The 20,519-nt window shown below is 54.3% G+C and carries 18 protein-coding genes and 2 tRNA genes; 8 read left to right on the top strand and 12 right to left on the bottom strand.

Going from position 1 to position 20,519, the window contains the following annotated elements; translation table 11 throughout:
* The first annotated feature begins 54 nt into the window (after positions 1–54).
* Entirely contained in the window at positions 55–243 is a 189-nt protein-coding gene (locus GA0061077_RS07275) for an AlbA family DNA-binding domain-containing protein (protein WP_091847999.1), read from the top strand.
* Positions 244–372: 129 nt separating this feature from the next.
* Here the strand turns inward: GA0061077_RS07275 and GA0061077_RS05730 are convergent, their stop codons facing one another.
* Positions 373–609 carry a hypothetical protein gene (locus GA0061077_RS05730; protein WP_091847998.1) on the bottom strand — a complete coding sequence of 79 codons (237 nt, stop codon included), beginning with the start codon at positions 607–609 and terminating at the stop codon, positions 373–375.
* An 11-nt stretch (positions 610–620) separates the two neighbouring features.
* On the opposite strand from GA0061077_RS05730, the gene GA0061077_RS06785 reads away from it, so the two are divergent.
* On the top strand, positions 621–887 hold the full coding sequence (locus GA0061077_RS06785; protein ID WP_143249622.1) for a hypothetical protein: 267 nt from the start codon (positions 621–623) through the stop codon (positions 885–887).
* Between the two features lie 289 nt (positions 888–1,176).
* Here the strand turns inward: GA0061077_RS06785 and gdhA are convergent, their stop codons facing one another.
* Positions 1,177–2,523: an NADP-specific glutamate dehydrogenase gene (gdhA, locus tag GA0061077_RS05725; protein WP_091847997.1), complete on the bottom strand. Its 1,347-nt coding sequence runs from the start codon at positions 2,521–2,523 to the stop codon at positions 1,177–1,179.
* A 329-nt stretch (positions 2,524–2,852) separates the two neighbouring features.
* On the opposite strand from gdhA, the gene mscL reads away from it, so the two are divergent.
* Both mscL and GA0061077_RS05710 read left to right on the top strand, forming a co-directional pair.
* Entirely contained in the window at positions 2,853–3,311 is a 459-nt protein-coding gene (gene mscL / locus GA0061077_RS05715; RefSeq protein WP_091847995.1) for a large conductance mechanosensitive channel protein MscL, read from the top strand.
* Positions 3,312–3,431: 120 nt separating this feature from the next.
* Positions 3,432–4,316 carry a helix-turn-helix domain-containing protein gene (locus GA0061077_RS05710; RefSeq protein ID WP_091847994.1) on the top strand — a complete coding sequence of 295 codons (885 nt, stop codon included), beginning with the start codon at positions 3,432–3,434 and terminating at the stop codon, positions 4,314–4,316.
* Positions 4,317–4,338: 22 nt separating this feature from the next.
* On the opposite strand, the gene GA0061077_RS05705 is transcribed toward GA0061077_RS05710, so the two are convergent.
* From GA0061077_RS05705 to GA0061077_RS05685, 5 genes are all read right to left on the bottom strand, one after another.
* On the bottom strand, positions 4,339–4,650 hold the full coding sequence (locus GA0061077_RS05705) for a hypothetical protein (protein ID WP_091847993.1): 312 nt from the start codon (positions 4,648–4,650) through the stop codon (positions 4,339–4,341).
* Complete coding sequence (gene feoB, locus GA0061077_RS05700) at positions 4,647–7,070, bottom strand: ferrous iron transport protein B (protein WP_183193229.1); 2,424 nt, start codon at positions 7,068–7,070, stop codon at positions 4,647–4,649. Before feoB ends, GA0061077_RS05705 begins: the two co-directional genes overlap by 4 nt.
* 102 nt (positions 7,071–7,172) lie before the next feature.
* Positions 7,173–7,349 (bottom strand): FeoA family protein, encoded by a 177-nt coding sequence (locus GA0061077_RS05695; RefSeq protein WP_234696555.1) that lies wholly within the window; start codon positions 7,347–7,349, stop codon positions 7,173–7,175.
* Positions 7,350–7,721: 372 nt separating this feature from the next.
* Positions 7,722–7,794, bottom strand: a tRNA-Ala gene (locus tag GA0061077_RS05690).
* 57 nt (positions 7,795–7,851) lie between these two features.
* Positions 7,852–7,925, bottom strand: a tRNA-Ile gene (locus GA0061077_RS05685).
* A gap of 154 nt (positions 7,926–8,079) precedes the next feature.
* Here GA0061077_RS05685 and GA0061077_RS05680 point away from each other — a divergent pair.
* A complete protein-coding gene (locus GA0061077_RS05680) occupies positions 8,080–8,664 on the top strand; it encodes a M48 family metallopeptidase (protein WP_183193232.1) in 585 nt (194 codons plus the stop codon).
* A gap of 179 nt (positions 8,665–8,843) precedes the next feature.
* Complete coding sequence (locus GA0061077_RS05675) at positions 8,844–9,671, top strand: SDR family oxidoreductase (RefSeq protein ID WP_091847991.1); 828 nt, start codon at positions 8,844–8,846, stop codon at positions 9,669–9,671.
* A 155-nt stretch (positions 9,672–9,826) separates the two neighbouring features.
* On the opposite strand, the gene GA0061077_RS05670 is transcribed toward GA0061077_RS05675, so the two are convergent.
* The 3 genes from GA0061077_RS05670 to GA0061077_RS05660 form a co-directional block, all read right to left on the bottom strand.
* Positions 9,827–10,324 carry a Dps family protein gene (locus GA0061077_RS05670; RefSeq protein ID WP_091847990.1) on the bottom strand — a complete coding sequence of 166 codons (498 nt, stop codon included), beginning with the start codon at positions 10,322–10,324 and terminating at the stop codon, positions 9,827–9,829.
* Positions 10,325–10,797: 473 nt separating this feature from the next.
* Positions 10,798–12,162: a hemolysin family protein gene (locus GA0061077_RS05665; RefSeq protein ID WP_091847989.1), complete on the bottom strand. Its 1,365-nt coding sequence runs from the start codon at positions 12,160–12,162 to the stop codon at positions 10,798–10,800.
* An 81-nt stretch (positions 12,163–12,243) separates the two neighbouring features.
* Complete coding sequence (locus GA0061077_RS05660; protein WP_091848152.1) at positions 12,244–12,939, bottom strand: carbonic anhydrase; 696 nt, start codon at positions 12,937–12,939, stop codon at positions 12,244–12,246.
* Between the two features lie 544 nt (positions 12,940–13,483).
* On the opposite strand from GA0061077_RS05660, the gene GA0061077_RS05655 reads away from it, so the two are divergent.
* Together GA0061077_RS05655 and GA0061077_RS05650 are read left to right on the top strand one after the other, a co-directional pair.
* Positions 13,484–14,047, top strand: coding sequence for a redoxin domain-containing protein (locus GA0061077_RS05655; protein WP_091847988.1), 564 nt, complete (start codon positions 13,484–13,486; stop codon positions 14,045–14,047).
* Between the two features lie 189 nt (positions 14,048–14,236).
* Positions 14,237–16,063 (top strand): FAD-dependent oxidoreductase, encoded by a 1,827-nt coding sequence (locus GA0061077_RS05650; RefSeq protein ID WP_091847987.1) that lies wholly within the window; start codon positions 14,237–14,239, stop codon positions 16,061–16,063.
* Here the strand turns inward: GA0061077_RS05650 and GA0061077_RS05645 are convergent.
* Both GA0061077_RS05645 and GA0061077_RS05640 read right to left on the bottom strand, forming a co-directional pair.
* Positions 16,060–17,310: a Fic family protein gene (locus GA0061077_RS05645; protein WP_159426924.1), complete on the bottom strand. Its 1,251-nt coding sequence runs from the start codon at positions 17,308–17,310 to the stop codon at positions 16,060–16,062. The two genes, GA0061077_RS05650 and GA0061077_RS05645, sit on opposite strands and share 4 nt — an antisense overlap.
* 265 nt (positions 17,311–17,575) lie before the next feature.
* A complete protein-coding gene (locus tag GA0061077_RS05640) occupies positions 17,576–20,356 on the bottom strand; it encodes a phosphoenolpyruvate carboxylase (protein WP_234696554.1) in 2,781 nt (926 codons plus the stop codon).
* Positions 20,357–20,519 lie beyond the last annotated feature (163 nt).

The following is a 20,519-nucleotide window of genomic DNA, read 5'->3' as shown; positions in this document are numbered from 1 at the left end:
GAGTGGATTGCCGAGTAATTGCCGAGGAAACATGGTGACGGGGAATGACCAATCATGTCTTCTGATATCAGGCAACTAATTTCTTTGGAGGAGGGGCAATACTTTGACAGGAAAAGTTCCCGAATCCGTCCTAAAGATTTAGCGCGGCATATCAGTGCTTTTGCGAATGCTTCGGGAGGTACAATAGCGATAGACATCGAAGATGATGGCAAAGTAACAGGTTTTCGGCGTAGCGGTGCTTAGAATATAGAGGAGCTTCGGCGTTGTCACATTTTTTATTGTGAGCCGGCTCCATCGGTTTCAGTACGCGTTGTTTTCGTGATTAATAATGATGATGAAAATGATGAAGTGCTTCTTTTGGGTGTTGCAGCCTCAAATGACGTCGTAGTTCATCTCAAAGACGATAAAAATGTCTTTTTGAGGGTAGTGGATAAAAGTATTTAGTTGAATCATGATCAGATTATCCGTCTGGAATATGACAAGAATCAACGGATATTTGAAGATGAAATTGTTGAATGGTCGGGGATTGCAGATATCGACCATGAAGTACTTGATGATTATAAGCGAAAGATAAATGGTGACGATTTCTCGGAAGAGCAAGTGCTCCATAGCCGAAAATTTTGATTGGAGATCATCTCACCAATGCAGGTGTGCAGCGTATTTATACAGAAATGCAAAGTGCTTTTCTGAAGGATCCCGTTTATTCTGAACCTGAGCATGTCAAAGTCCAGTTAACACTCGAAAACAGCATTACATCTCGTTTATTGCGAAATAATGATTCTCTTGAACGAAGAATTGACCCAAAAGTGTTTCGTAATCTATCTGCTTATGAAATCGCTGCTGTACAGTTGGCTTATGCAGAGGGGCAAGTAACTGTAAAAAATTAGCTGCAAGAATAGATTGCACTCCAAGAACGGTTCGGACGGTTTTAAAAGGTCTGAAAGATAAAGAGATTTTGAAGTGGCATGGATCGAGTCCCAATGATCTTTCTCAGTATTACTCATTGGAATGAAGCAATGGGTAAATGCATGATGACAATTGTGTTCAGCGAGAATTAGGCTGGGTATGCGCTAAGAAACGACAAATGTATATGTGATTTTTGCGCAGGTATTTTAAAGACCGCCGGTGATGTGGTGTCAGCGGCGGTCTTTAGTGAATTAATGAGCTCGGAAAGGATCAGCAGATGCCCTGGGCGACCATGGCGTTTGCGACTTTGACGAAGCCTGCGGCGTTGGCACCGACCATCAGATCACCCTCGTGGCCGTATTCCTTCGCAGCGGCGAGGCTGTTGGCGACGATGTCTTCCATGATGTCCTTGAGCTTGCCATCAACCTCTTCGAACGTCCAGGAAAGGCGATAGGAATTCTGGCTCATCTCCAGACCGGAAACAGCGACACCGCCGGCGTTTGCGGCCTTCGCAGGGCCGTAGAGCACGCCAGCCTTCTGATAGGCTTCGATGGCTTCGGGTGTGGAGGGCATGTTAGCGCCCTCACACACTACCGTGCATCCGTTCTTGACCAGCATGGCGGCAGATTCGCCGTCAATCTCGTTCTGGGTGGCGCAAGGAAGTGCGATATCGCAGGGAACGGTCCAGATGCCCTTGCCACCTTCGTGGTACTCGGCTCCGGGAACGCGATCGGCGTATTCCTTGATACGGCCGCGGTGGCCCAGCTTGATGTCCTTGACGACGTCGAGCTTGATGCCTTCCGAATCGTAGATGTAGCCGTTGGAATCAGAGCAGGTGACAACCTTCGCGCCCAGTTCCTGTGCCTTCTCGGTGGCGAAGATTGCGACGTTGCCGGAACCGGAAACGACGGTGGTCTTGCCTTCGAAGGAATCGTTGCGCAGCGTACGCATGGCTGCCGCGGTGTAGTAGCACAGGCCGTAACCGGTAGCCTCGGTACGGGCCAGCGAGCCGCCGAACTCTAGGCCCTTGCCGGTGAGCACGCCGGAATACTCGTTGCGGATGCGCTTGTACTGGCCGAACAGATAGCCGATTTCACGTGCGCCAACGTTGATGTCGCCGGCGGGAACGTCCGTGAACTGGCCGATGTGACGCTGCAGCTCGGTCATGAATGCCTGGCAGAAACGCATGACCTCGCCGTCGCTGCGACCGCGCGGATCGAAGTCGGAGCCGCCCTTGCCGCCGCCCATGGGCAGGCCTGTGAGCGAGTTCTTGAGAATCTGCTCGAAACCAAGGAACTTGACGACAGACTCGGTGACTGTCGGATGGAAACGCAGACCACCCTTGTACGGTCCGATGGCCGAGTTGAACTCGATGCGGTAGCCGCGGTTCACCTGGGTTTTGCCTTTATCGTCAACCCATGCGACGCGGAACTTGATTGCACGTTCAGGCTCAACCATGCGCTCCAAAACGCCGTTTGCCTCATATTCCGGGTGCTTCTCTACAACCGGTTCCAAAGTTTCAAAAACTTCGCGAACGGCCTGCAGGAATTCCGGCTGATCGCCGTCGCGCTTCTCGACCTGCGCGTAAACGCGCTTAACATATTCGTTATTCAGCATGTATGCTCCATCATTGAGTTGATATGGCCTGTCTCATTGTAAGAAGCATTCTGCTCTGGCAGAAGAGGATGCCCGCGGAAAAATATGTCATTTTTTGAATCGTTAACGAAACTGAAACATAGACCTGCTTCGTCTTGATGCGGATAGCGTGGGCAATGGTGGTCTGACATAATGTTCTCGTGCCTCGCGTTTTATGCCGTACATTGGCGAAGTCCGTTGCTGTTTGCGCGATGTCCATTGTACTGACACTTTGCTGATAGTAATTATCGAAAAGGCTAGAATTGTTGGTAGGGAGTGTTTATAGGGAGATACAACAACAGGAGGTTGTTATGTTTACCGGTTTCAAGAAATTTATCGTCCGGGGTAATGTGATCGATATGGCAGTCGGCGTGGTTATGGGCGCTGCAGTGACCGCCGTCGTTAATTCAATTGTCGAGAATCTCATCAACCCACTGATAGCCATGCTTTTCGGCAAACCGAATCTGAACAGTGTGCTGACGTTCACATTCAACAACTCCACCGTTTCCATCGGTGCGATCCTAGGAGCGTTGCTCAACTTCCTGTTTGTGGCCATTGCCGTCTATTTCTGTATTCTTGTGCCCATCAATAAGTTCCGTGATTTGTCCGATGCGATGTTCAAAAAGCAGAAGGACAGCGATGATGCCAAGGAAATCAGCACTGACCAGCAAACCGTCGATTTGCTCAAGCAGATTGCTGACGAGCTTAATGAAATAAAAGGTGGCTCCGATGGTGAACATGAAGTTATTGGCCGTCATATCAACTCATGATGTAGATTGAACGGTTTATGAGGACTGGTCTCAGCGAACGCGGATAAGGTCCATATGTGTGGCTGCCTAGTATGCTTGGCTTCGTAGATTTGCCAAGTCGGAAGGACGGTGTGTTCGGGAATGCTGGAACGCAATGACTCATCGGATAATGGCAGGCCTCGCAACTCACGTATTCGAACGTTGCCGGGAAACAAAAAGATGACCGTTCGTTCCGCAATATTTCCTGAAGTCAGCTTGTATCATGCGGCATTGCCCGATGCTGTGATGGATTGGCAGCGCGGCGATGATGTAGCTGAAATGGCCACCATGATTTTTTCGCTTCATGGCCATGTCGAAATCAGCATGGTCAACAGCAAAAGGATTCTCAGACGCAACCCGGGTGTTTTTCTTGTTCCGCCGAATACCGGCGATGTCGTGGTTAAGGCAATCGCTCCGTCCAATGAGTTGATTGCGGTAAGTCTTTCCTCGCGTCTTTTCGCTACCATTCTGCCGGATTACAAGACCTTTTCGATGATGGGAACCAATTCGGAACTCGATGTTGTTTCGTTGCAGCCCCTATTGGCGTTTGTGATGAGCGCCTGCAATCTTCGCAACCAAAGCACACAAATGGTGGAAACATTGCAAACCGTGGCCAACGATGTCGCTCGATCACTGCTCATCGCATGCTTTGGTCAGGGTATGAGTGTCATGCCGCTGATTGAGCGGGTGCGCAAGTATATTGCCGGCAACTACACCGATTCTGCATTGAGCGTGATCAAAACCGCCGAACATGAGAACGTTTCCGTGCGTACGGTGCAACTGGCCTTGCAGGAGGCGGACACCAATTTCACCGCGCTTGTTCGCCGGGCACGGACGGAGGCGGCCCTTGAGCTGCGTAAGAGCCAGCCGTCGCTGACGTTGATGGAGATTGCGGACCGTTGCGGTTTTGGATCGGTTTCCTCACTGCGTCGCGCGCTCAAATTCCAAGGGGAAATGAGGCACGGTGACGAGGATTCAAACTGCTGAGCGGATTTCAGCACAGGTGAAGTTACCTGCGGAATTTGGATTTCACTCGAGCCATCACGGATTGACGGCGTCGAATCTCCATCGGAAGGATGGGGCAACCGGCGCATACCAACGATTCTGGGTCAGGATTGCATCCCTGGCCCGATGACGAGTTGCATGAGCGCAGGTCGTAAACATCAAGACGTCCTGCATTCCGCTCTTGACTGATGATAAGATCAATGAAATCGAGCGGCAGGTTAAGATGATCCGCAATTTGTCTCGGTGTCTGACCGTGCGTCAGCCCGTTGACAACCTTGCTTGTGATGGAAAAATCGTGATGTGTGCGGGACGTCATAGCAATCTTCCGATCTGGAAAACCACTATCGCCAGAATGTAGGCGACAAACAGTCCCATTCCTACTGATTGCAACGCGGTTTTCGTGCCGTACTGTCGCTTCATTTCGGCTACCGTCGCCAAACAAGGCGTATAGGCGAGGATAAAGATCATGAATGCTGCCGCAGCGGCCGAGGGATGTCCGTCGCTGGACTTTTCGAAGCTCTCATGCACGGCCTGCCCAAGACTCCCCTGTCCCTGATCCTGTTCGGGCTGATCGCCGGAATCGTTGAGTGCGTAACTCTGCGAAAGTGATCCGACAACGACTTCCTTGGCAACGAAACCGGTCATAAGCGCTGCCGATGCGTGCCAGTCATCGAAACCGGCGGGCTTGAAAATCGGCGCAATTGCTGACGATGCTGCACCGAAGACGGAATTCTTGACCTCATCGACATGTCCGAACGAGTTGGAACCGTCGGCTCCTGCGGAAATCGGAATTGCCGAAAGCGCCCAGACAACGATCAGCATTGTGATGATGACGGAACTGGCGCCCGTGACAAACGACCAAAGCCGCATCAACACCGACTTCAGCAGTTGCACAAGCCGCGGCATCTGATATGGAGGCAGTTCCATGGCAAATGGTTGTGTCTTGAGCGCCTTGAACTGCGTCTTGCGCAACACGAAACCAACAGCCAGGATGATGGCTATGGAACTGACGTACATGAGGAAAATGGCAAGTCCGGCAAACCTTCCGAAGAAGGCGTAGGCAAGCACCACATAGACGCTCAGTCTTGCGGAACAAGAGGTGAACGGTATCAGCAGACCGGTCAGCAGCCGTTGTCTGGAATCCGGCAAGGTGCGTGTGGAGGCCAGTGCGGGTAGATTGCAGCCGAATCCCACCACCAGCGGCAGGAACGCTCTTCCGTCAAGTCCGATCATGCGCATGGCTCGGTCCATCACGAACGCGGCGCGGGCCAGATAGCCGGAATCCTCGAGCAATGAAAGGATGATGAACATTATGCCCATCGGCGGGATAAACGTGCATACGGTGATCGCACCGTTGAGCACTCCGTCGACCAGAAGTGAATACAGCCATCCGTCGAGAGCCGCTTTGCCGCCTATCGCTGTAAAAATCCATGCCACGGCGTCTGTGCACCAACCGCGCACCGTTACATCGAACCAGTCCTGCAACGGGCCGGCCAGAGTTGTGGTCGCCTCGAAAACAAGGAACATGGTGATAAGAAAGACGGCAAGGCCTACTGCCGGATGCAGCAATACCCGGTCAAGTTTGTCGGAGAATGTCTCAAAATTTGCCGTGTACGTCGCATTCTGCGGCAGATTCTTGTTGAGCGATTGAAGCTGCTCGGCAATCCAATCGAACCGCTCATCCGCACTGTTGTGCACCCATCGCGAAATGTCCTCCTGCGTTGCGGTCGGCGTCGGGATAGGGCCGGATGTGATTTGTGCCGAAGTTAGTTTCACATGAATTTCACGGGAAATTTCGGCTCCGCCGCCGTCGAGTGCGGCTGACTCCGCTTTGCTTATTTCGGACGCCGTATGCGAAACCGTATCACTGCCCTGTTTTTGTTGCGATTCATGGGCTGTTGTCGGTGGTTCGATGATTCCTTCTGCTTCGTGCACTTTGCGCTGCGCTTTTGCCTCGGTGAGCGCCGTGGCGATGGTGCTCAGCAGCTCGTCCCGTCCTTCGCCGGTGCGGCCATCGACCTTGATTGCCGGAATTCCGGGAAGTGTCTGCCTAAGCCTCTGCAACGTCACTGGAGAGTGCTGTTTGTCGGCCAAATCGAGCATGGAGACGGCGATGATGATTGGCAGGCCCAGATCGATGAGCTGACTTAAAAGATAATATGATTTCGACGGAGAAGCCGCATTGAATACGAACACGACAAGATCGGGTCGGGGGTAATGATGAAGGCCGATTGTGGCTTCCGCAGCCACCTGTTCATCGGGGCTGTAGGCATCTAATGACACGGTGCCGGGGGTATCGATGAAATCCCACAGTTGACCATCGTGTTTCAGACTGCCCGATTCCACGAGAACTGTGGTGCCCGGTGCGTTCATCACTGTGACATTCGAGCCGAGTACTGCGTTGAAAAGCGTTGATTTTCCAACGTTCGGATTGCCGACGAAGACGATGCGAGGGATTGTATGTGTGGTTAGATCGGTTTGGTTGTGCATCGACTGCGTGCCGGATGCGTGCCCGGAGGATTCGAGATGGTGATGGCTGGTCGGCAAAAGCACTGCGAGGCCGCGACGGTGGTGGTGGCTGCCATGTTCCGCATATTCGGTGTCGGTTTGGCAGGAGGGGTCTTGTTCGCTTTCGGTGATGCCAATGTCCGCATGTCTGTCTTTGCAATGGCATGCCGTGGAATCGGACTTCAGGCCCGAGTCAATGGAACCATCGATGTTTTCAATCCGAACCATGTTAGCCGTCCCAGGAATACAGCGAATGACGAGAGGATAATTACTTTATGTATAATGCCGCTCGACAGATTTCGTAAATCTATAATATTTGTAGTATAAGAGTTACGTTCGAGGGACTACGAAAATATGCCGGGCCGTGCCTCCATCGACCGCGATGCGTTCGCCGCTATGCACCACTACGCATCCGCCGAACACCGCCTTTTGGATGACGCGAATCGGTTCATGCACGCGAAGGCCAAGCTCGTTGAGCCGAAAACGGCTGCGAGCCTCGAAGTCCATCCTGCATATCTCCACATCCACTCCGAGTGGGCAGGTTCGTAACGATTCGTCCATACTTGGGAGAATAGCCCATCAGCGGGCCTGTTGTAAAGGCTTTTTTTAATTGGGGTAATGCCGGGAAATAACTGAGGTTCAGTTATGGGTCGGTACGTTAGAGATCCTCGCGGGCAAACTCAGGAACTAGTAAAACTCTTGGGTTGCTCGGGTAGGTGTGTAACCTAATTCGTAACCTGCCCATACCTTATCCTGACCATTTACGGTTATGATGAGATGATGTTACCGCTAGAATCGTGGAAATAATCGAAAGTCTTGGAAGCAAACCGAAAACAGTATGAAAAAGGGCTTCCGGAAAAATACCGAAAACCCCGCTTGTGGAGCTAGCCGGGTTCGAACCGGCGACCCTCTGCTTGCAAAGCAGATGCGCTACCAGCTGCGCCATAGCCCCGTTGTGCACTGTTCCAAGTCTGTTTATCAATGTCATAAAAGATTTTTGGAACTTGCGTGGGCCCGGGAGGACTTGAACCTCCGACCTCATCCTTATCAGGGATGCGCTCTAACCAGCTGAGCTACGGGCCCGAACAGCACGTTCTGAGACGTACAAACAGATACTCTACCAGTTGGAGGGTAAAAGTCAATCTGACAAGCTTGCGTGTCGTGAACATTTTTTGAAGACATAAAAAGTTTTGGCCGAAATACTGGCCTAGTCAATCGCGCGCGAGAGAATGCAGACATGCCTTATCGCCGTCGCCAGAAAGCCAAAATCGTTTCGCGCACGACGTTGCACGTTGATGGTTTTGAGGTGCAAGTGACCCGCAAGACCATGCGCAACATGTATTTGCGAGTAAAGCCCCCGACTGGGGCCGTTGAAGTGAGTGCGCCTGCGCGCATGCAGGATGAAGAGATCGCCTCGTTTGTGCGGGGTCGCCGGGTCTGGATTGAACGCCAGAAGGAACGAATCGACGGTGCTGTCTTTGAGTGGACGGACGATAATAAGCGTCTGGCTGCGGCAAATATCAATGCGCAGTTGCCGGTGCTGCTGGAGCATTGGGAACCCATAGTTGGCCGGAAGCCGACGCATATCACGCTGCGGCTGATGAATACCCGTTGGGGCTCGTGCACTCCGAATACCGGGCGAATTCGGCTGAATTTGCAGTTAGGTCTTATGGATCGGCGTTTTTTGGAATATGTTCTGGTTCATGAGATGACGCATTTGTGGGCCAGTGGTCATGGTGTCGAATTTCAGCGACGAATGGATGCATATCTGCCCGAATGGCGTGAGTGGCGTCGTGCGCTGAACAATGAGTTGGTCTGGTGATTAACGGGCGCAGGGAATTGCTTGCGTGCCTTGTACCGGGGGTATTTATACAAAATGTACTATTTGCCTAAATTGGGTGAAGCCGTTTTGCGGTAGCGTTAGTAATCGGGTATCGCCGATTGATGTAGACGATGCGCAATGGCATATCAGATGCTCACGCAGTGACGAGGAGGTTCTCGATGGTGGGGACACAGGCTGGAATTACAGCTGAATACGAAGGAAAATCCGAAATCAGGCTCGGTAACACGATTACATCAAAAAGGGCTGTGGTAACTGGTGCGTCCAGCGGCATTGGTCGTGCGACTGTGTTGCAGTTGGCGTCTGCGGGGTGGAAGGTCGTTGCGCTTGCGCGGCGTCGAGATAAGCTGGTTGAACTTTCAGACCAACTCGGAGATGCGTGTGAATATGTAGTTTGTGACCTGACCGATGAGGCCTCTACGCAGGAAGCCGTAAACCGGATTTTGCGCGGCGGACCGGTGAAAGCACTGGTCAACTGCGCTGGCGGAGCGATTGGTCAGGATCCGATTGAAGAATGCAACATTGATGATTGGCGCAACATGTATGAGGTCAACGTGCTCGGCACCTTGCGCATCACCAAGAAACTGCTGCCGGCATTGAAGCAGGCTCCTGGCGGCGGCACAGTGGTGGTCGTGTCCTCGGTCGCGGGCATCGAACCATACGAGGGAGGCGCTGGCTATTGCGCGGCTAAGTCGGCTGAGCGCGTTCTGGCCCAGGTGCTGCGGTTCGAGCAGGTCGGTCAGCCGTTGCGTGTCATCGATGTCTCCCCCGGCATGGTGCGGACCGAGGAATTCTCGCTCAACCGTTTCCATGGCGACCGGGCCAAGGCCGATGCCGTTTATGAAGGGGTGCCGGATCCGTTGACCGGTGATGACATTGCCGAATGCATCGAGTGGGCGCTAGATTTGCCCGACAGCGTGGATGTTGACTCGCTGGTGGTGCGTCCGCGTGCGCAAGCCTCCGCACACAGGGTTTATCGCGAAGGCTGACGCGAGAATGTCGCAGGGATGAAATTTAAATATGAAAATGCGCCGTCACCCGTGAAAATGCGGATGGCGGCGCATCTTTCGGCTATCGGTTCCCGCGTATTTTACGCAACGCAATCAGCGGTGATGGCTTGGTGTGAACCGAATTGCCTTAAAACTCAGGCGTGAGTCTGCTCTTCAATCAGGTGGCTGTTCATGAACCAGTTGAAGTGCTCAAGTTCCTGCACATGGTCCTGCATGATGTTGGAACTGATGATGTCAATTGGATCAAGCTCTTCGTAGGCCTTGCGCTCGGCGATGATGAAGTCGGCATAGTATTCGATCAATGCCTTGAGGTAATCCTGTGTGTTCCGGCGGCCCATGAGTTTGAATTCAGACCAAGTGCGGTTGTTGATGATGGACTCAGGAGTGCCCTCCGCGCTACCGCCGAGGGTAGCGATGCGTTCTGCGGTCTCGTCGGCCATGTTGCGTACGGCATCGACCTCGGGGTCAAGCATTTCGTGCACACCAATGAAGCTCGGGCCTGCGACGTTCCAGTGCGCGTGCTTGAGGATCAGCGAGGCTTCCTCTTCCTGTGCCAAACGATTCTGCAGAATCGAGACGATCTTGTCGGATGTTGCTTGGTCAAGGCCTGGGCTCAAAAATTCGTTCGTCATGATAATTTCCTTCTTTCTTGAGGAACTAATTACCTTCATTCTAGCGATTCCCGATATCCCCCATTGCGGTTCGCTGTTTGGCTCAATATGTCAAAAATTGCTGAAAATAAAGGGTTTTGAAGGTATAATTGGTTGCTTGGTGTGGGTTCGCAAGACCAAAGTTTGCGTGTATTGAAGGGTTCGGCACGTCATCTGCAAGCCGGGTTGCAAAAATGTGGATTCGGATTCGTCTTGTCTGATTTTGATTATTAATGCAGACTGACGTATTTCGTGGATCGACCCACAGCATGCTTTTCGATTTGCCCGTCATAGAGCAACCGTATTTAAAAGACTGTGAATGTTTGCGCTAAAACTGCCTTTGTGTTTGAGAGCATGCACGTTTTCTGCATCATTTGGTAGCAAAGTGATGCAGAAAAAGGGTGGATGGGGTAGAAAAGAAAACCGTTCGTTGGTTAACCTTGATCGATGAGCGGTTACTCGGATCGGTTGGATTTGCTTTCTTCGGCCTCATCCACATTGGTAAGTCCGCTTTTGCGAACTTCGATGGTTTCGATGCGACGGCCGTCGACCTTGGTGACGACCATGTCGTAGCCATCGTCGGAATGCAGCGTTTCGCCGACCTCGCCCATTCGACCGGTGTGTGCAAGGAAGTAGCCGGCGACCGTCTCGTAAGGGCCGTCGTCCAGTTCGATGCCGGTCAGGTCTGCGAAGTCTTCGATGGTCATGCCACCGTCGACTGTGGCCACGCCGTCCACAAAGGCTGACTTGTTGTTGCGGCCGTTGCCCACGCCGTTCGTAGTGCCGCCGTTGCTGTTTTCCGGCAGATCGTATTCGTCGCGGATATCGCCGACGAGTTCCTCGGTCATGTCCTCAAGGGTGACGATGCCGTCGGTGCCGCCGTATTCGTCGATGACGATGGCCAGGTGGATGCCGCGTTTGCGCAACAGGGAAAGGCTTGGCAAAAGTTTTGAGGTTCCCGGCAGCGAGATGCCTTCGCGGGTCACGTCGGCCACGGTTGTAGCCTTCGGGTCGCGCACGTCGAGCAAATCGCGCACATGCACGAAGCCTATCACATCGTCAAAATCTTTACCGGTGACCGGATAGCGTGAATATGGCATCTCGCGCACGTATTTTGCGGCGCTCTTGATGTCCATTGACCCTTCCAGGAAGATCACGTCGGCGCGGGGGCGCATCACTTCGGCAACGATGGTTTCGGAGGCGTCGAACACGTCGTCGAGAATGGTGCGTTCGTCCTTGCTCAGGTTGGTGTTGGAATTGACAAGTACGCGCAGTTCCTTGTCGCTGACCTCGCTTTCGGTGCGGGTCGGGTCGAAGCCTAGGAGCCGCACGATGCCGTTGGTGCTTTTGCCGATGGTCCAGATGATGGGACGGCAGATCTTGGCAAAGATGTCGATGGCTGGCACGGCGGCGCGCGCGATTTGCTCGGTGCGTTGCATGGCGATGCGTTTTGGTGCCATTTCGGCGATGACGATGTCGCAGAATGAGATGATGAGGGTGAGCGCGATAGTGGTGGTCGGGGCTGCGAGATGATGCGGAATTCCCCAACTTTCAACAACTGGTACAACCCATGGGGCAATGGCGGATTCACCAAACGATGCCGAGAAGAAGCCGGAAAGGGTCACACCGATCTGGACTGTGGAAAGGAACGTGTTGGGGTCGCGGGCGATTCTGGCGACCTTTGCTCCGCGGGCATCCTCCTGCTCCATCTCATCAAGCTGCGAGCTTCGAAGGCTCACCAGCGCGAGTTCGGTGCATGAGAACACGCCGCCGATTATCAGGAAAATGAAGACGAAAAGAATATCTACGAACAAAGGCATGTTTCCAGTCTAGAAGAGCCGGGAGTCAAACGGTTGTTGGCCGCTGTCGCATAGGTAAGGATATCTCGGAGCCTCTCGCTTTCAGAATGAGAGAACTTCGATTTCGCCGGTGGTTAGCAGGTAGCGGGCGCCAACGATTGTGAGGCGTTGTGAGGCCAGGCCTTGTTGGAGGATGTCGGAGCGGTTGACCAAGGCCTCAATGGTGCGGGCAATGTGAACACGTTCGAAATCGTCGGTACCGCACAATCGTGCTTCGCGGGCGGCCAATATGGATGCGCCGGCTGAACGGACGAGAATCGAATCCGAGGCGGCGACGAGGTCGTTCATGATGTCGAATACGTCGTCGGCATCGCTGTCGCCGCTGTTCTCGTTGAGAGTCACGGGGTCGATGATTGCCGAATCGGTCACTTCTGCGGCACAAGCCGCACCCAAGTCAATGCCCGCGTTGTCAGCGATGATGTCAAGTTGGGCAACGACCCCGCCGATCGCCCCGCAATGTTCGTGTCCCAGCACGACCAACAGGCTTACGCCCAAATTCGTGACGGCATATTCGAGCGATCCGATGACTGCATCATCCAGGATCTGTCCGGCTGTGCGTACGGTGAACATGTCACCCAGTCCTTGGTCGAAGAGAATTTCAGGGGGCACGCGCGAATCGGAACATGAAAGCACCGCGGCGTCCGGATGTTGACCGTCGATAAGAGATTCCCTGGTTTGCTTGTCTTGCCGAGGATGTTCGGCCCCTCCGCAGGCGAACCGGGCGTTGCCCTGCAGCATACGGCCCCATGTGGCGTTGGCGGTGTATTCATCGGAGATGGGGTTATCGTTGGGGTTGCTGATTTGCGCGTTCAGAAAGTCCCCGTCGTCGTAACGGATATTGTCTGTCATATTGGTTCCTCCCGAGTGACGGGGCGCTCGCTTTGCGCAAACCCGATGATGTTGTTGCCGTTGACTTTACTCTCTCATTGTCTGTTGGGCGTCAAAAATCCGGGCCTGCTTTCATGTTGTAGCTCAACGAGAACCGCTTGTTTTCGAAATGTGCAATCTGCAATTTATGAAACAGACAAAGGTGGTCATTGTGCGCAACGTAAGAGCGCTTCACGAAAAGATGTGGCTGTGTGCACATGTTTGCTCTTGGGGTTTGGGATTTTCGGTATAGCATTGGACACCGCAACGATAAGGGTTCCACGGTGCGATGTCTGTTGTTGTTTGGCTTGGAGGCCGCAAACGTTCGTAACAGAATGTCGGTCCGGTTGGACACAGGACGTGGCCGGTTCCCGCGTGGCGGTAAACGCAATCGAATATTAAAAGGGGCACAACCATGACCATGCTTCAGCATGAGATCACAGATTTCACGGCAAATATCTATCAGGACAACGCGTTCAGCAAGCTGACCAAAGCGGACATGCTCGGTCACTGGTCGCTCGTTTTCTTCTACCCCAACGATTTCAGCTTCGTCTGCCCTACCGAGCTTGAGGATCTCGCTGATCATTATGAGGACTTCAAGGCGATTGGCTGCGAGGTTTACGGTGTCTCCCATGACACTGAATTTGTGCACAAGGCTTGGCATGAAGCCAACGAGAAGATTGGCAAGATTCAGTTCCCCATGGTTGCCGACCCCACCAACCGACTTTCCCGCGATCTTGACAGCTATGACGAGGTCAATGGCCAGGCTGAGCGCGGCGATTTCATCCTGAGCCCCGAAGGCAAGGTTGTGGCCTACGAGGTCATTTCCTCCAATGTCGGACGTAACGCCGAGGAGATTCTGCGTCGCGTCAAGGCATCGCAGTTCGTTTATGAGCACGGCGATCAGGTATGCCCCGCGAAGTGGGAGCCGGGCGACGAGACCATCGCCCCGAGCCTCGACCTCGTCGGTCAGCTCTGATCGGCGCTCCGCATCCGTTTCACCGCACTGCCGTGCCGCTTTCGCGTTGTATTGAGGTCAGCCGCGGCAGTGTTGTCGATTTCGGTGCGGCGTGAGTGTGTATCGGGTGCTTTTAGCGGCGGATATATGCGGGATGGCGGCAAATGGGGCCGCCGCATGGTTTGAGGACGGCAAAATATAAAGGAAACTATGAAGCAGCAAGACGATTTGTATGATGTTGTGGTGATCGGCGGAGGTCCCGCAGGTCTTACGGCAGGCCTCTATCTGGCCCGTGCGCGATACCGCGTGCTCATCCTTGAAAAGGAAGAGTTCGGTGGGCAAATCAATATCACCAACGAGGTGGTCAACTATCCTGGCATTGCGAAGACGGATGGCCGCACGCTTACCGAAACCATGCGTCGTCAGGCCGAGGATTTCGGTGCGGAGTTCATGGCGGCCGATGCCACCAGTCTCGATGTTGAAGACGATATTAAGACCGTCCACACCGATCGCGGTGACTTGAAGACTTTCGGCATTCTCGTTGCCACTGGCGCTAACCCGCGCAAAATCGGTTTCCCTGGCGAGGCCGAGTACGCCGGTCGTGGCATTTCCTACTGCGCAACCTGCGATGGTGAGTTCTTCAATGGACGCGAAGTCGTGGTCGTCGGGGGCGGCTTCTCGGCTGCTGAGGAATCGGTATTTCTCACCAAATACGCCAGCAAAGTCACAATTTTGGTGCGCGGCGACGATTTCACGTGTGATTCGGCCGTGGCTGACGAGGCGAAGAACGAACCGAATATCGACATTCGCTACAACACCGAGATGAAGTCGGTCTCGGCCGGTGAAGGTGGCTTGGTGAGCGCGGTGTTCCATAACCGGAAAACCGGCGAAGACACCGAGTGGAAGCCGAGCAAGAGCAAGAATTTCGGTGTTTTTGTGTTTGCTGGATACGAGCCGCAGACCAATATCCTCAAAGGTATCGTCGACTTGGACGATTACGGATATGTCGTCACGCACGGCTACCTCGAAACTTCCGCGGCGGGTGTCTATGCAGCTGGCGATCTGCGCAAGAAGAACCTGCGTCAGGTGGTCACCGCCGTATCGGATGGTGCCGTTGCCGGTGTGGAGCTTGAACGCTACGCCAAGGATATGAGTGAGAAGACAGGGTTGGTGCCGCCACGTCCCACCAATTCGAACTATGAGAAGAGCGAGGCTGAGAAAGCTGAGAAGGCAGCGACTTCCGGCACTTCCCCAGCTCCTGCTGCCGCGTCTGTGAGCGCGAGCGATGCTGCCAAGACCTCAGGGTTCTTCGATGATGCCATCCGCAAACAGCTTGACATGGTTTTCGGTCGGATGGCTCAGCCGCTGGTGCTGGAGCTTTCGCTCGACGGCACCAAGCTTTCGCAGGAGCTCAAGGGATTCGTCGATGAGCTGGTCGGTCTGAGCGGCGGCAAACTTTCCGTTGTTGTTGCGCTGGCGCCGGGCGAAGGTGAAGAGGATGAGGGAGGTCGTGCAACGTTCGACGTCCAGGATTCGATGCCGATGGTTCGTCCGTGTGTGCGCCTGTGCAAGACGGGCGCGGACGGCGAGTTGCAGCCGACCGGTCTGGCCTTCCATGGAGTGCCGAGCGGACACGAATTCAACTCGTTTGTGCTTGCGCTCTACAACGCCGCCGGTCCGGGGCAGTCCGTCGATGATGGCACCCAGCAGCGCATCGAAACGCTCGATGCCGATGGCGGCACAACCGAAGTGATGGTGCTCGTCTCGCTGACTTGCACCATGTGCCCGACCACTGTGCTTTCCGCTCAGCGCATTGCCGCCGACAACCCGAAGGTGCGAGCCGAGGCATATGACATCTCACACTTCCCCGAGCTGCAAAGCCAGTACGACGCAATGAGTGTGCCCTGCATCGTCGTCAACAGGACGGCCCCAGACGGCACAACTCGTCAGAAGGTCGAATTCGGCAAGAAAACGGTCCCCCAAATGCTTGACCTGATCGACGAGGCTAAAGCCCACGTCCCCGTCCAACGGTTTTAGAGGTTCCGCGTCTCTATGCCGAATAGCTCGCACGCATGGTTGGAAAGCTGATAACAGATCGGTCGCTTTCCAACCGTGGAAATCAAGTCTTTTCTCGTGAGAAGTTCTAGTTTGCTCCGGATCCGTGCTTGTCCGACGTTTTCATACCCGGCAAGCATCGCTCTAGTCAGCTCCGCTTCTCGGCGAAGGAACAGTCGTTGCTGAATAAGTATTGAGAGAATGTCTGTAGACATTGGGTCCAGCCGCTGTTCTGCCGCGTAATGGATCATGGCGTTCGTGGCGGTGTTCAGCGCAAGTTCCTTCTCGTTGAGGTTGTCATTGAACCGACGTTGTGCGATTTGGATAAACCGCAGCATTTGCAACACAAAGAATGAGATCTCCGAGCAATTCAGGGGATTCTCGGCGTCTTCGAAGGCCTTGTAATATGCATGCTTGTTCTCCGCTATCACCGGTCCCAGCGATAGCGCCGTGGGGGCCGAGAGATATTCGCGCAACTGTAAGGTCAGCAGAAATCTTCCGGTCCTTCCGTTTCCGTCGTAGAAGGGGTGGATATATTCGAAGGTGTAGTGACAGATGATTGCCTTAAGCAGCGGCGAAACATCTTCGGTGCGCATGAATGCAAGCATCTGGGTAAGCGCAGTTTGAATGCGCGCTTCGGTGGGCAAACCGCTGTGTATCTCGCGCCCGTTGGCCTCGTCGTAGATTCCGACGTGGCTTTTGCGGAATAGTTCCCCATCGGGTTTGTTGTTGTCGGACAGTTCTCCGTCGACAACCTGATCGTAGATGCTGCGTACATCGTTGAGCGTCTCGGGGAGTTTGGAATGCTCGCTTCCGGAAATGCTTGAATACAGTTTCGCAAATTCACTGAAGCGTGTGTGCGAAAGTGGGTTGTCGACTGATTGCAGCGCCGCTTCGACCTCTTTGCGTGTTGAGCGAACGCCTTCCATTTGGTTCGTGCTTAACAGTTCTTCGGTAAGAAGTTCGCCGATATAGGCCTTGCGAGCCACGCCGGGTAGTGCCAGCCATGTATGCTCCACGGCGGTTTCGCGGTGCAGTATATCGCTGATCAGCGTGACGGATTCCGGAATCAACACGGTAAAGATCTTATGGGATCCGTCAAGAATGATGTCTGTTGGAATTGTTGAGGGGAATTGCAGGCGGCGCTGATATTCCTGCTCGGCAAAATCGGCTGGCGGTATGATTGAGGAACTTGCGTGGGACTCGGTGCTGATGCTTTTGTATCCCATAAATATCGATTTCTTCCAAAATTGACATTTTGATGACTGAAATCGTATCTCTAAATGTCGACTTTGGCGATTTTCGCACTTTAGCGCTGCAATATTAAGGAGCTTCGTGTCAATTTTTGCCAAAATCAACATTTAGAATTAATGGATTTATGTGTTTTATACTGATTCGAGTGGAAATCGAAACATCAGAAAGCGCCACGGGCGAATGGGAATCGATGACGATTCTCGAACGTCCGTGGCGCTTTGTCTATACTGATGGATGCGATCAGCCGGTGTTCTGCAAGCCGGCGGCCACACCGGAAACCGTGCAGAGAATCAGATAGGTGAAACCGCCGCGCTGTTGGTCGCGCGCCAGTTCCTCATTATCCGACTTCTTGGCGGCGATGGCGCCGTTCGCGGTCTTTGCCTTGGCAGCTTCTTCAGCTTCTCGCTTTTTCTCGAGCGCACGCTGGTCGCGCAGGGCGAGCACCTGGATGACGGAAAGGATGTCGACGTAAGGCGAACGCACACGTACGGCTTGGCCAAGCACGTGTCGGTGCTGTAGCGGCCAGTCGTCGCCGACGATGGCAAGCACCCACTTTCGGGTCAGCTCCATCTCGCCAAGTACCTTGTCGCGCAGGTCGTCGCGGTCGCCCAGTGCCAGATACATCTTGGCGATGCGCTCATCGGTTTTGGCCAGCGACATCTCGATGTTGTCGATGAATGTGGAGAACATCGGCAGTTCCTTGTAGGCGCCTTGCAGCGTCTTCAGGTCGCCGAATTCCTCGCAGGCGGTGCCCAAGCCGTACCACGCGGCCAAGTTGATGCGGGCCTGTGCCCACGAGAAGACCCATGGAATCGTACGCAGATCGTCAAGTGACTTGGCTCCCAGTCCGCGCTTGGCCGGGCGTGATCCGATGGGCAGCAGGCCGATTTCGGTCAGCGGGGTCACTGTGGAGAACCACGGCGCAAAATCGGGCGTGTTAAGCAGGTCAAGGAAGCGTTTGTGCGAGGAGTCGTCGAGTTTCTGCGTCATCGGCGCATACTTCTCGGTCATTTCCGTGTTTGTCTTCTCAACACTCGGGGCCGATTGCAACAGCGTCGCGGCCGCGACCGATTCGACGTGGCGAATGGCTAGCACCTGATTGCCGTAACGTGCGAAAATACTCTCGCCCTGCTCGGTGAGCTTGAAGCGGCAGTTGACGGAACCCTTCGGCTGGGCCAGTACCGCACGGTTTGCCGGGCCACCGCCGCGACCGACAGCGCCGCCACGTCCGTGGAACAGCGTCAGGTCGATATCGTGTTCCTTGGCCCACTCAGCGATGCGACCCTGTGCGGAATGCAACGCAAGCGTTGCCGTGGTCGGGCCGGCGTCCTTGGAGGAGTCCGAATAGCCGAGCATAACCTCAAGTTTGCCGCCCGTGGCCTTCAGTCGTGCCTGCACCTCAGGGATTTTGATCATTTCGTCAAGGACGCTCACACAGTTCTGCAAATCTTCAAGCTGCTCAAACAGCGGGATGACATCGATGGTCGGCACATCCTCAGGGTTCGAGAACGCCATGCGGTTCAGTTCGTAAACATCGCGAACGTTTTGCGCGGACTTGGTGAACGAGATGATGTAACGTCGGGCGGCCTTCTCGCTGTTGCGCTTCTGGATGGCACCGAGCGCGCGGAACGTGTCAAGCACCTCATGCGTCATCGGCTGAAGCTTGCCGCGCTCCCCATGCAGCCCGTGCTCGCGAATGTCCTCTAGAGCCCTGCTGTGAACGAGCGAATGCTGACGGAACTCCATCTCCACTAGGTGGAACCCGAAGGTTTCGGCCTTCCAAATCACATCCTGCACCGGTCCGTAAGCCGCGCGGCGTGCGCCGGCGGCTGCCAGCGAACGCTGAACGATCTTCAGGTCGGTGATGAAATCGTCGCAGCTCCTATACATCAGGTCGGCATCGCGCGTCACCGTGTGATGCAAACGGTCGGCCATAACCAGCATGACGGCACGGTGCGGCTCATGAGCGGAAATTATCTCCGCGTTGTCGGTCAGACGCTCGCTCATCTCCTTCTGACGGCTCCAAAGGCTGACAAGCTCAGTGCTTGGTGGTGTGGTTACCGCTTCCATCGTCAGGTTCGTGCCGGCCTGACGTGTGGCCTTCTCGAGCGCTTCGATGGCGTGGTCGCTGAATTTCCGGGCCACAGTGCGGCTGACCTTGGCGGTGACGTTCGGATTTCCGTCGCGATCGCTGCCAATCCAGGATCCCGGATGGAAAAACGCTGGGCACTGCGGTTCCGAAACGCCGGCCTGGTCGCCCAGAAGCCAATCGTCGAAACGACGGTAAACCTGCGGAATCGTGTCGAACAACGTGTTGTCGAAGATATCGATGATGGTGTCGGCCTCTTCGACCGGTGTCGGCTTCTTGGCTCCGATCGGCGAAGTGCGGAACAGTGCGTCGATTTCGTTGTAAAGACGGCGGTTGTTTTCCTTCTTGTCCGATCCGCTCAGCAGCTTTCCTGCGCTCAGCAGCATGGCAATACGGCGAATCTTGCCTTCAACGGCCTTGCGGCGGGCTTCTGTGGGGTGCGCGGTGAAAACGGGATGGAACTCGAGCTTGTCGAGCAGCTTCTTCGCCTTTGCAGGGCCCATCTCGTTGATGAGCTGATGATATGCGCCGGTCAATTCGTTGGCCGGATCGGTGGCTGCCGTTTCGTCAACGTCTGCTTCGCGCTGGTGCAACACTGAGACGCGGTAGTTTTCCTCGCAAAGATTGGCCAGGTGGAAATATGTGGTCAATGCGCGTGCCAGCAATTGGGCTTGGTGAACATCCAGGCTTTCGATGACCTTTTCGGCCTTCTCAAGATTGTTTTCCTTGGACTTTTTCTTCCCCATGGTTTCCGCATAGTGTTCGGCGCTCGCCTTAAGGGCATATTCGCGAACCGTGTCGAACGTGGAGAGCAGAGTCTCGTCGTATTCCCCAAGCACCGTGCGCAGAATATCAAGACACAGGGCGAGATCGTCTTTGAGCGACTCGGGCAGATCGTGTTCTTCTGGGCTTTTGGTTCGCGCTCCGGACATAGTGAGCTGATTGCTGGTTGGCTTCTTTTTGTTGATAGTGTTAGCCATTGAACCCTCCTTCTGACCAAACTCCGGTTGTCCGGTCTATCGGCGTTCCGCGGCTCCTCCGCGGTTGTGGAGTCGATCGTTGCGGACCCAAAGCCTTCGCTTGGTAGGTACGATT

It is taken from the genome of Bifidobacterium commune, assembly GCF_900094885.1.
GTDB lineage: Bacteria > Actinomycetota > Actinomycetes > Actinomycetales > Bifidobacteriaceae > Bifidobacterium > Bifidobacterium commune.
This window is presented reverse-complemented; position numbering and strand designations above follow the sequence as displayed.

Bases quoted from the DNA above. Each gene is read 5' to 3' on its own strand.
- GA0061077_RS05730 (WP_091847998.1), bottom strand. From the start codon at position 609: ATGGAGCACTTGCTCTTCCGAGAAATCGTCACCATTTATCTTTCGCTT.
- gdhA (WP_091847997.1), bottom strand. From the start codon at position 2,523: ATGCTGAATAACGAATATGTTAAGCGCGTTTACGCGCAGGTCGAGAAG.
- GA0061077_RS05655 (WP_091847988.1), top strand. From the start codon at position 13,484: ATGACCATGCTTCAGCATGAGATCACAGATTTCACGGCAAATATCTAT.
- GA0061077_RS05640 (WP_234696554.1), bottom strand. From the start codon at position 20,356: ATGTCCGGAGCGCGAACCAAAAGCCCAGAAGAACACGATCTGCCCGAG.
- GA0061077_RS05710 (WP_091847994.1), top strand. From the start codon at position 3,432: ATGCTGGAACGCAATGACTCATCGGATAATGGCAGGCCTCGCAACTCA.
- GA0061077_RS05675 (WP_091847991.1), top strand. From the start codon at position 8,844: ATGGTGGGGACACAGGCTGGAATTACAGCTGAATACGAAGGAAAATCC.
- GA0061077_RS05670 (WP_091847990.1), bottom strand. From the start codon at position 10,324: ATGACGAACGAATTTTTGAGCCCAGGCCTTGACCAAGCAACATCCGAC.
- GA0061077_RS07275 (WP_091847999.1), top strand. From the start codon at position 55: ATGTCTTCTGATATCAGGCAACTAATTTCTTTGGAGGAGGGGCAATAC.
- GA0061077_RS05695 (WP_234696555.1), bottom strand. From the start codon at position 7,349: ATGGACTTCGAGGCTCGCAGCCGTTTTCGGCTCAACGAGCTTGGCCTT.
- mscL (WP_091847995.1), top strand. From the start codon at position 2,853: ATGTTTACCGGTTTCAAGAAATTTATCGTCCGGGGTAATGTGATCGAT.
- GA0061077_RS05680 (WP_183193232.1), top strand. From the start codon at position 8,080: ATGCCTTATCGCCGTCGCCAGAAAGCCAAAATCGTTTCGCGCACGACG.
- GA0061077_RS05665 (WP_091847989.1), bottom strand. From the start codon at position 12,162: ATGCCTTTGTTCGTAGATATTCTTTTCGTCTTCATTTTCCTGATAATC.
- GA0061077_RS05650 (WP_091847987.1), top strand. From the start codon at position 14,237: ATGAAGCAGCAAGACGATTTGTATGATGTTGTGGTGATCGGCGGAGGT.
- feoB (WP_183193229.1), bottom strand. From the start codon at position 7,070: ATGGTTCGGATTGAAAACATCGATGGTTCCATTGACTCGGGCCTGAAG.
- GA0061077_RS05660 (WP_091848152.1), bottom strand. From the start codon at position 12,939: ATGCTGCAGGGCAACGCCCGGTTCGCCTGCGGAGGGGCCGAACATCCT.
- GA0061077_RS05645 (WP_159426924.1), bottom strand. From the start codon at position 17,310: ATGGGATACAAAAGCATCAGCACCGAGTCCCACGCAAGTTCCTCAATC.
- GA0061077_RS05705 (WP_091847993.1), bottom strand. From the start codon at position 4,650: ATGACGTCCCGCACACATCACGATTTTTCCATCACAAGCAAGGTTGTC.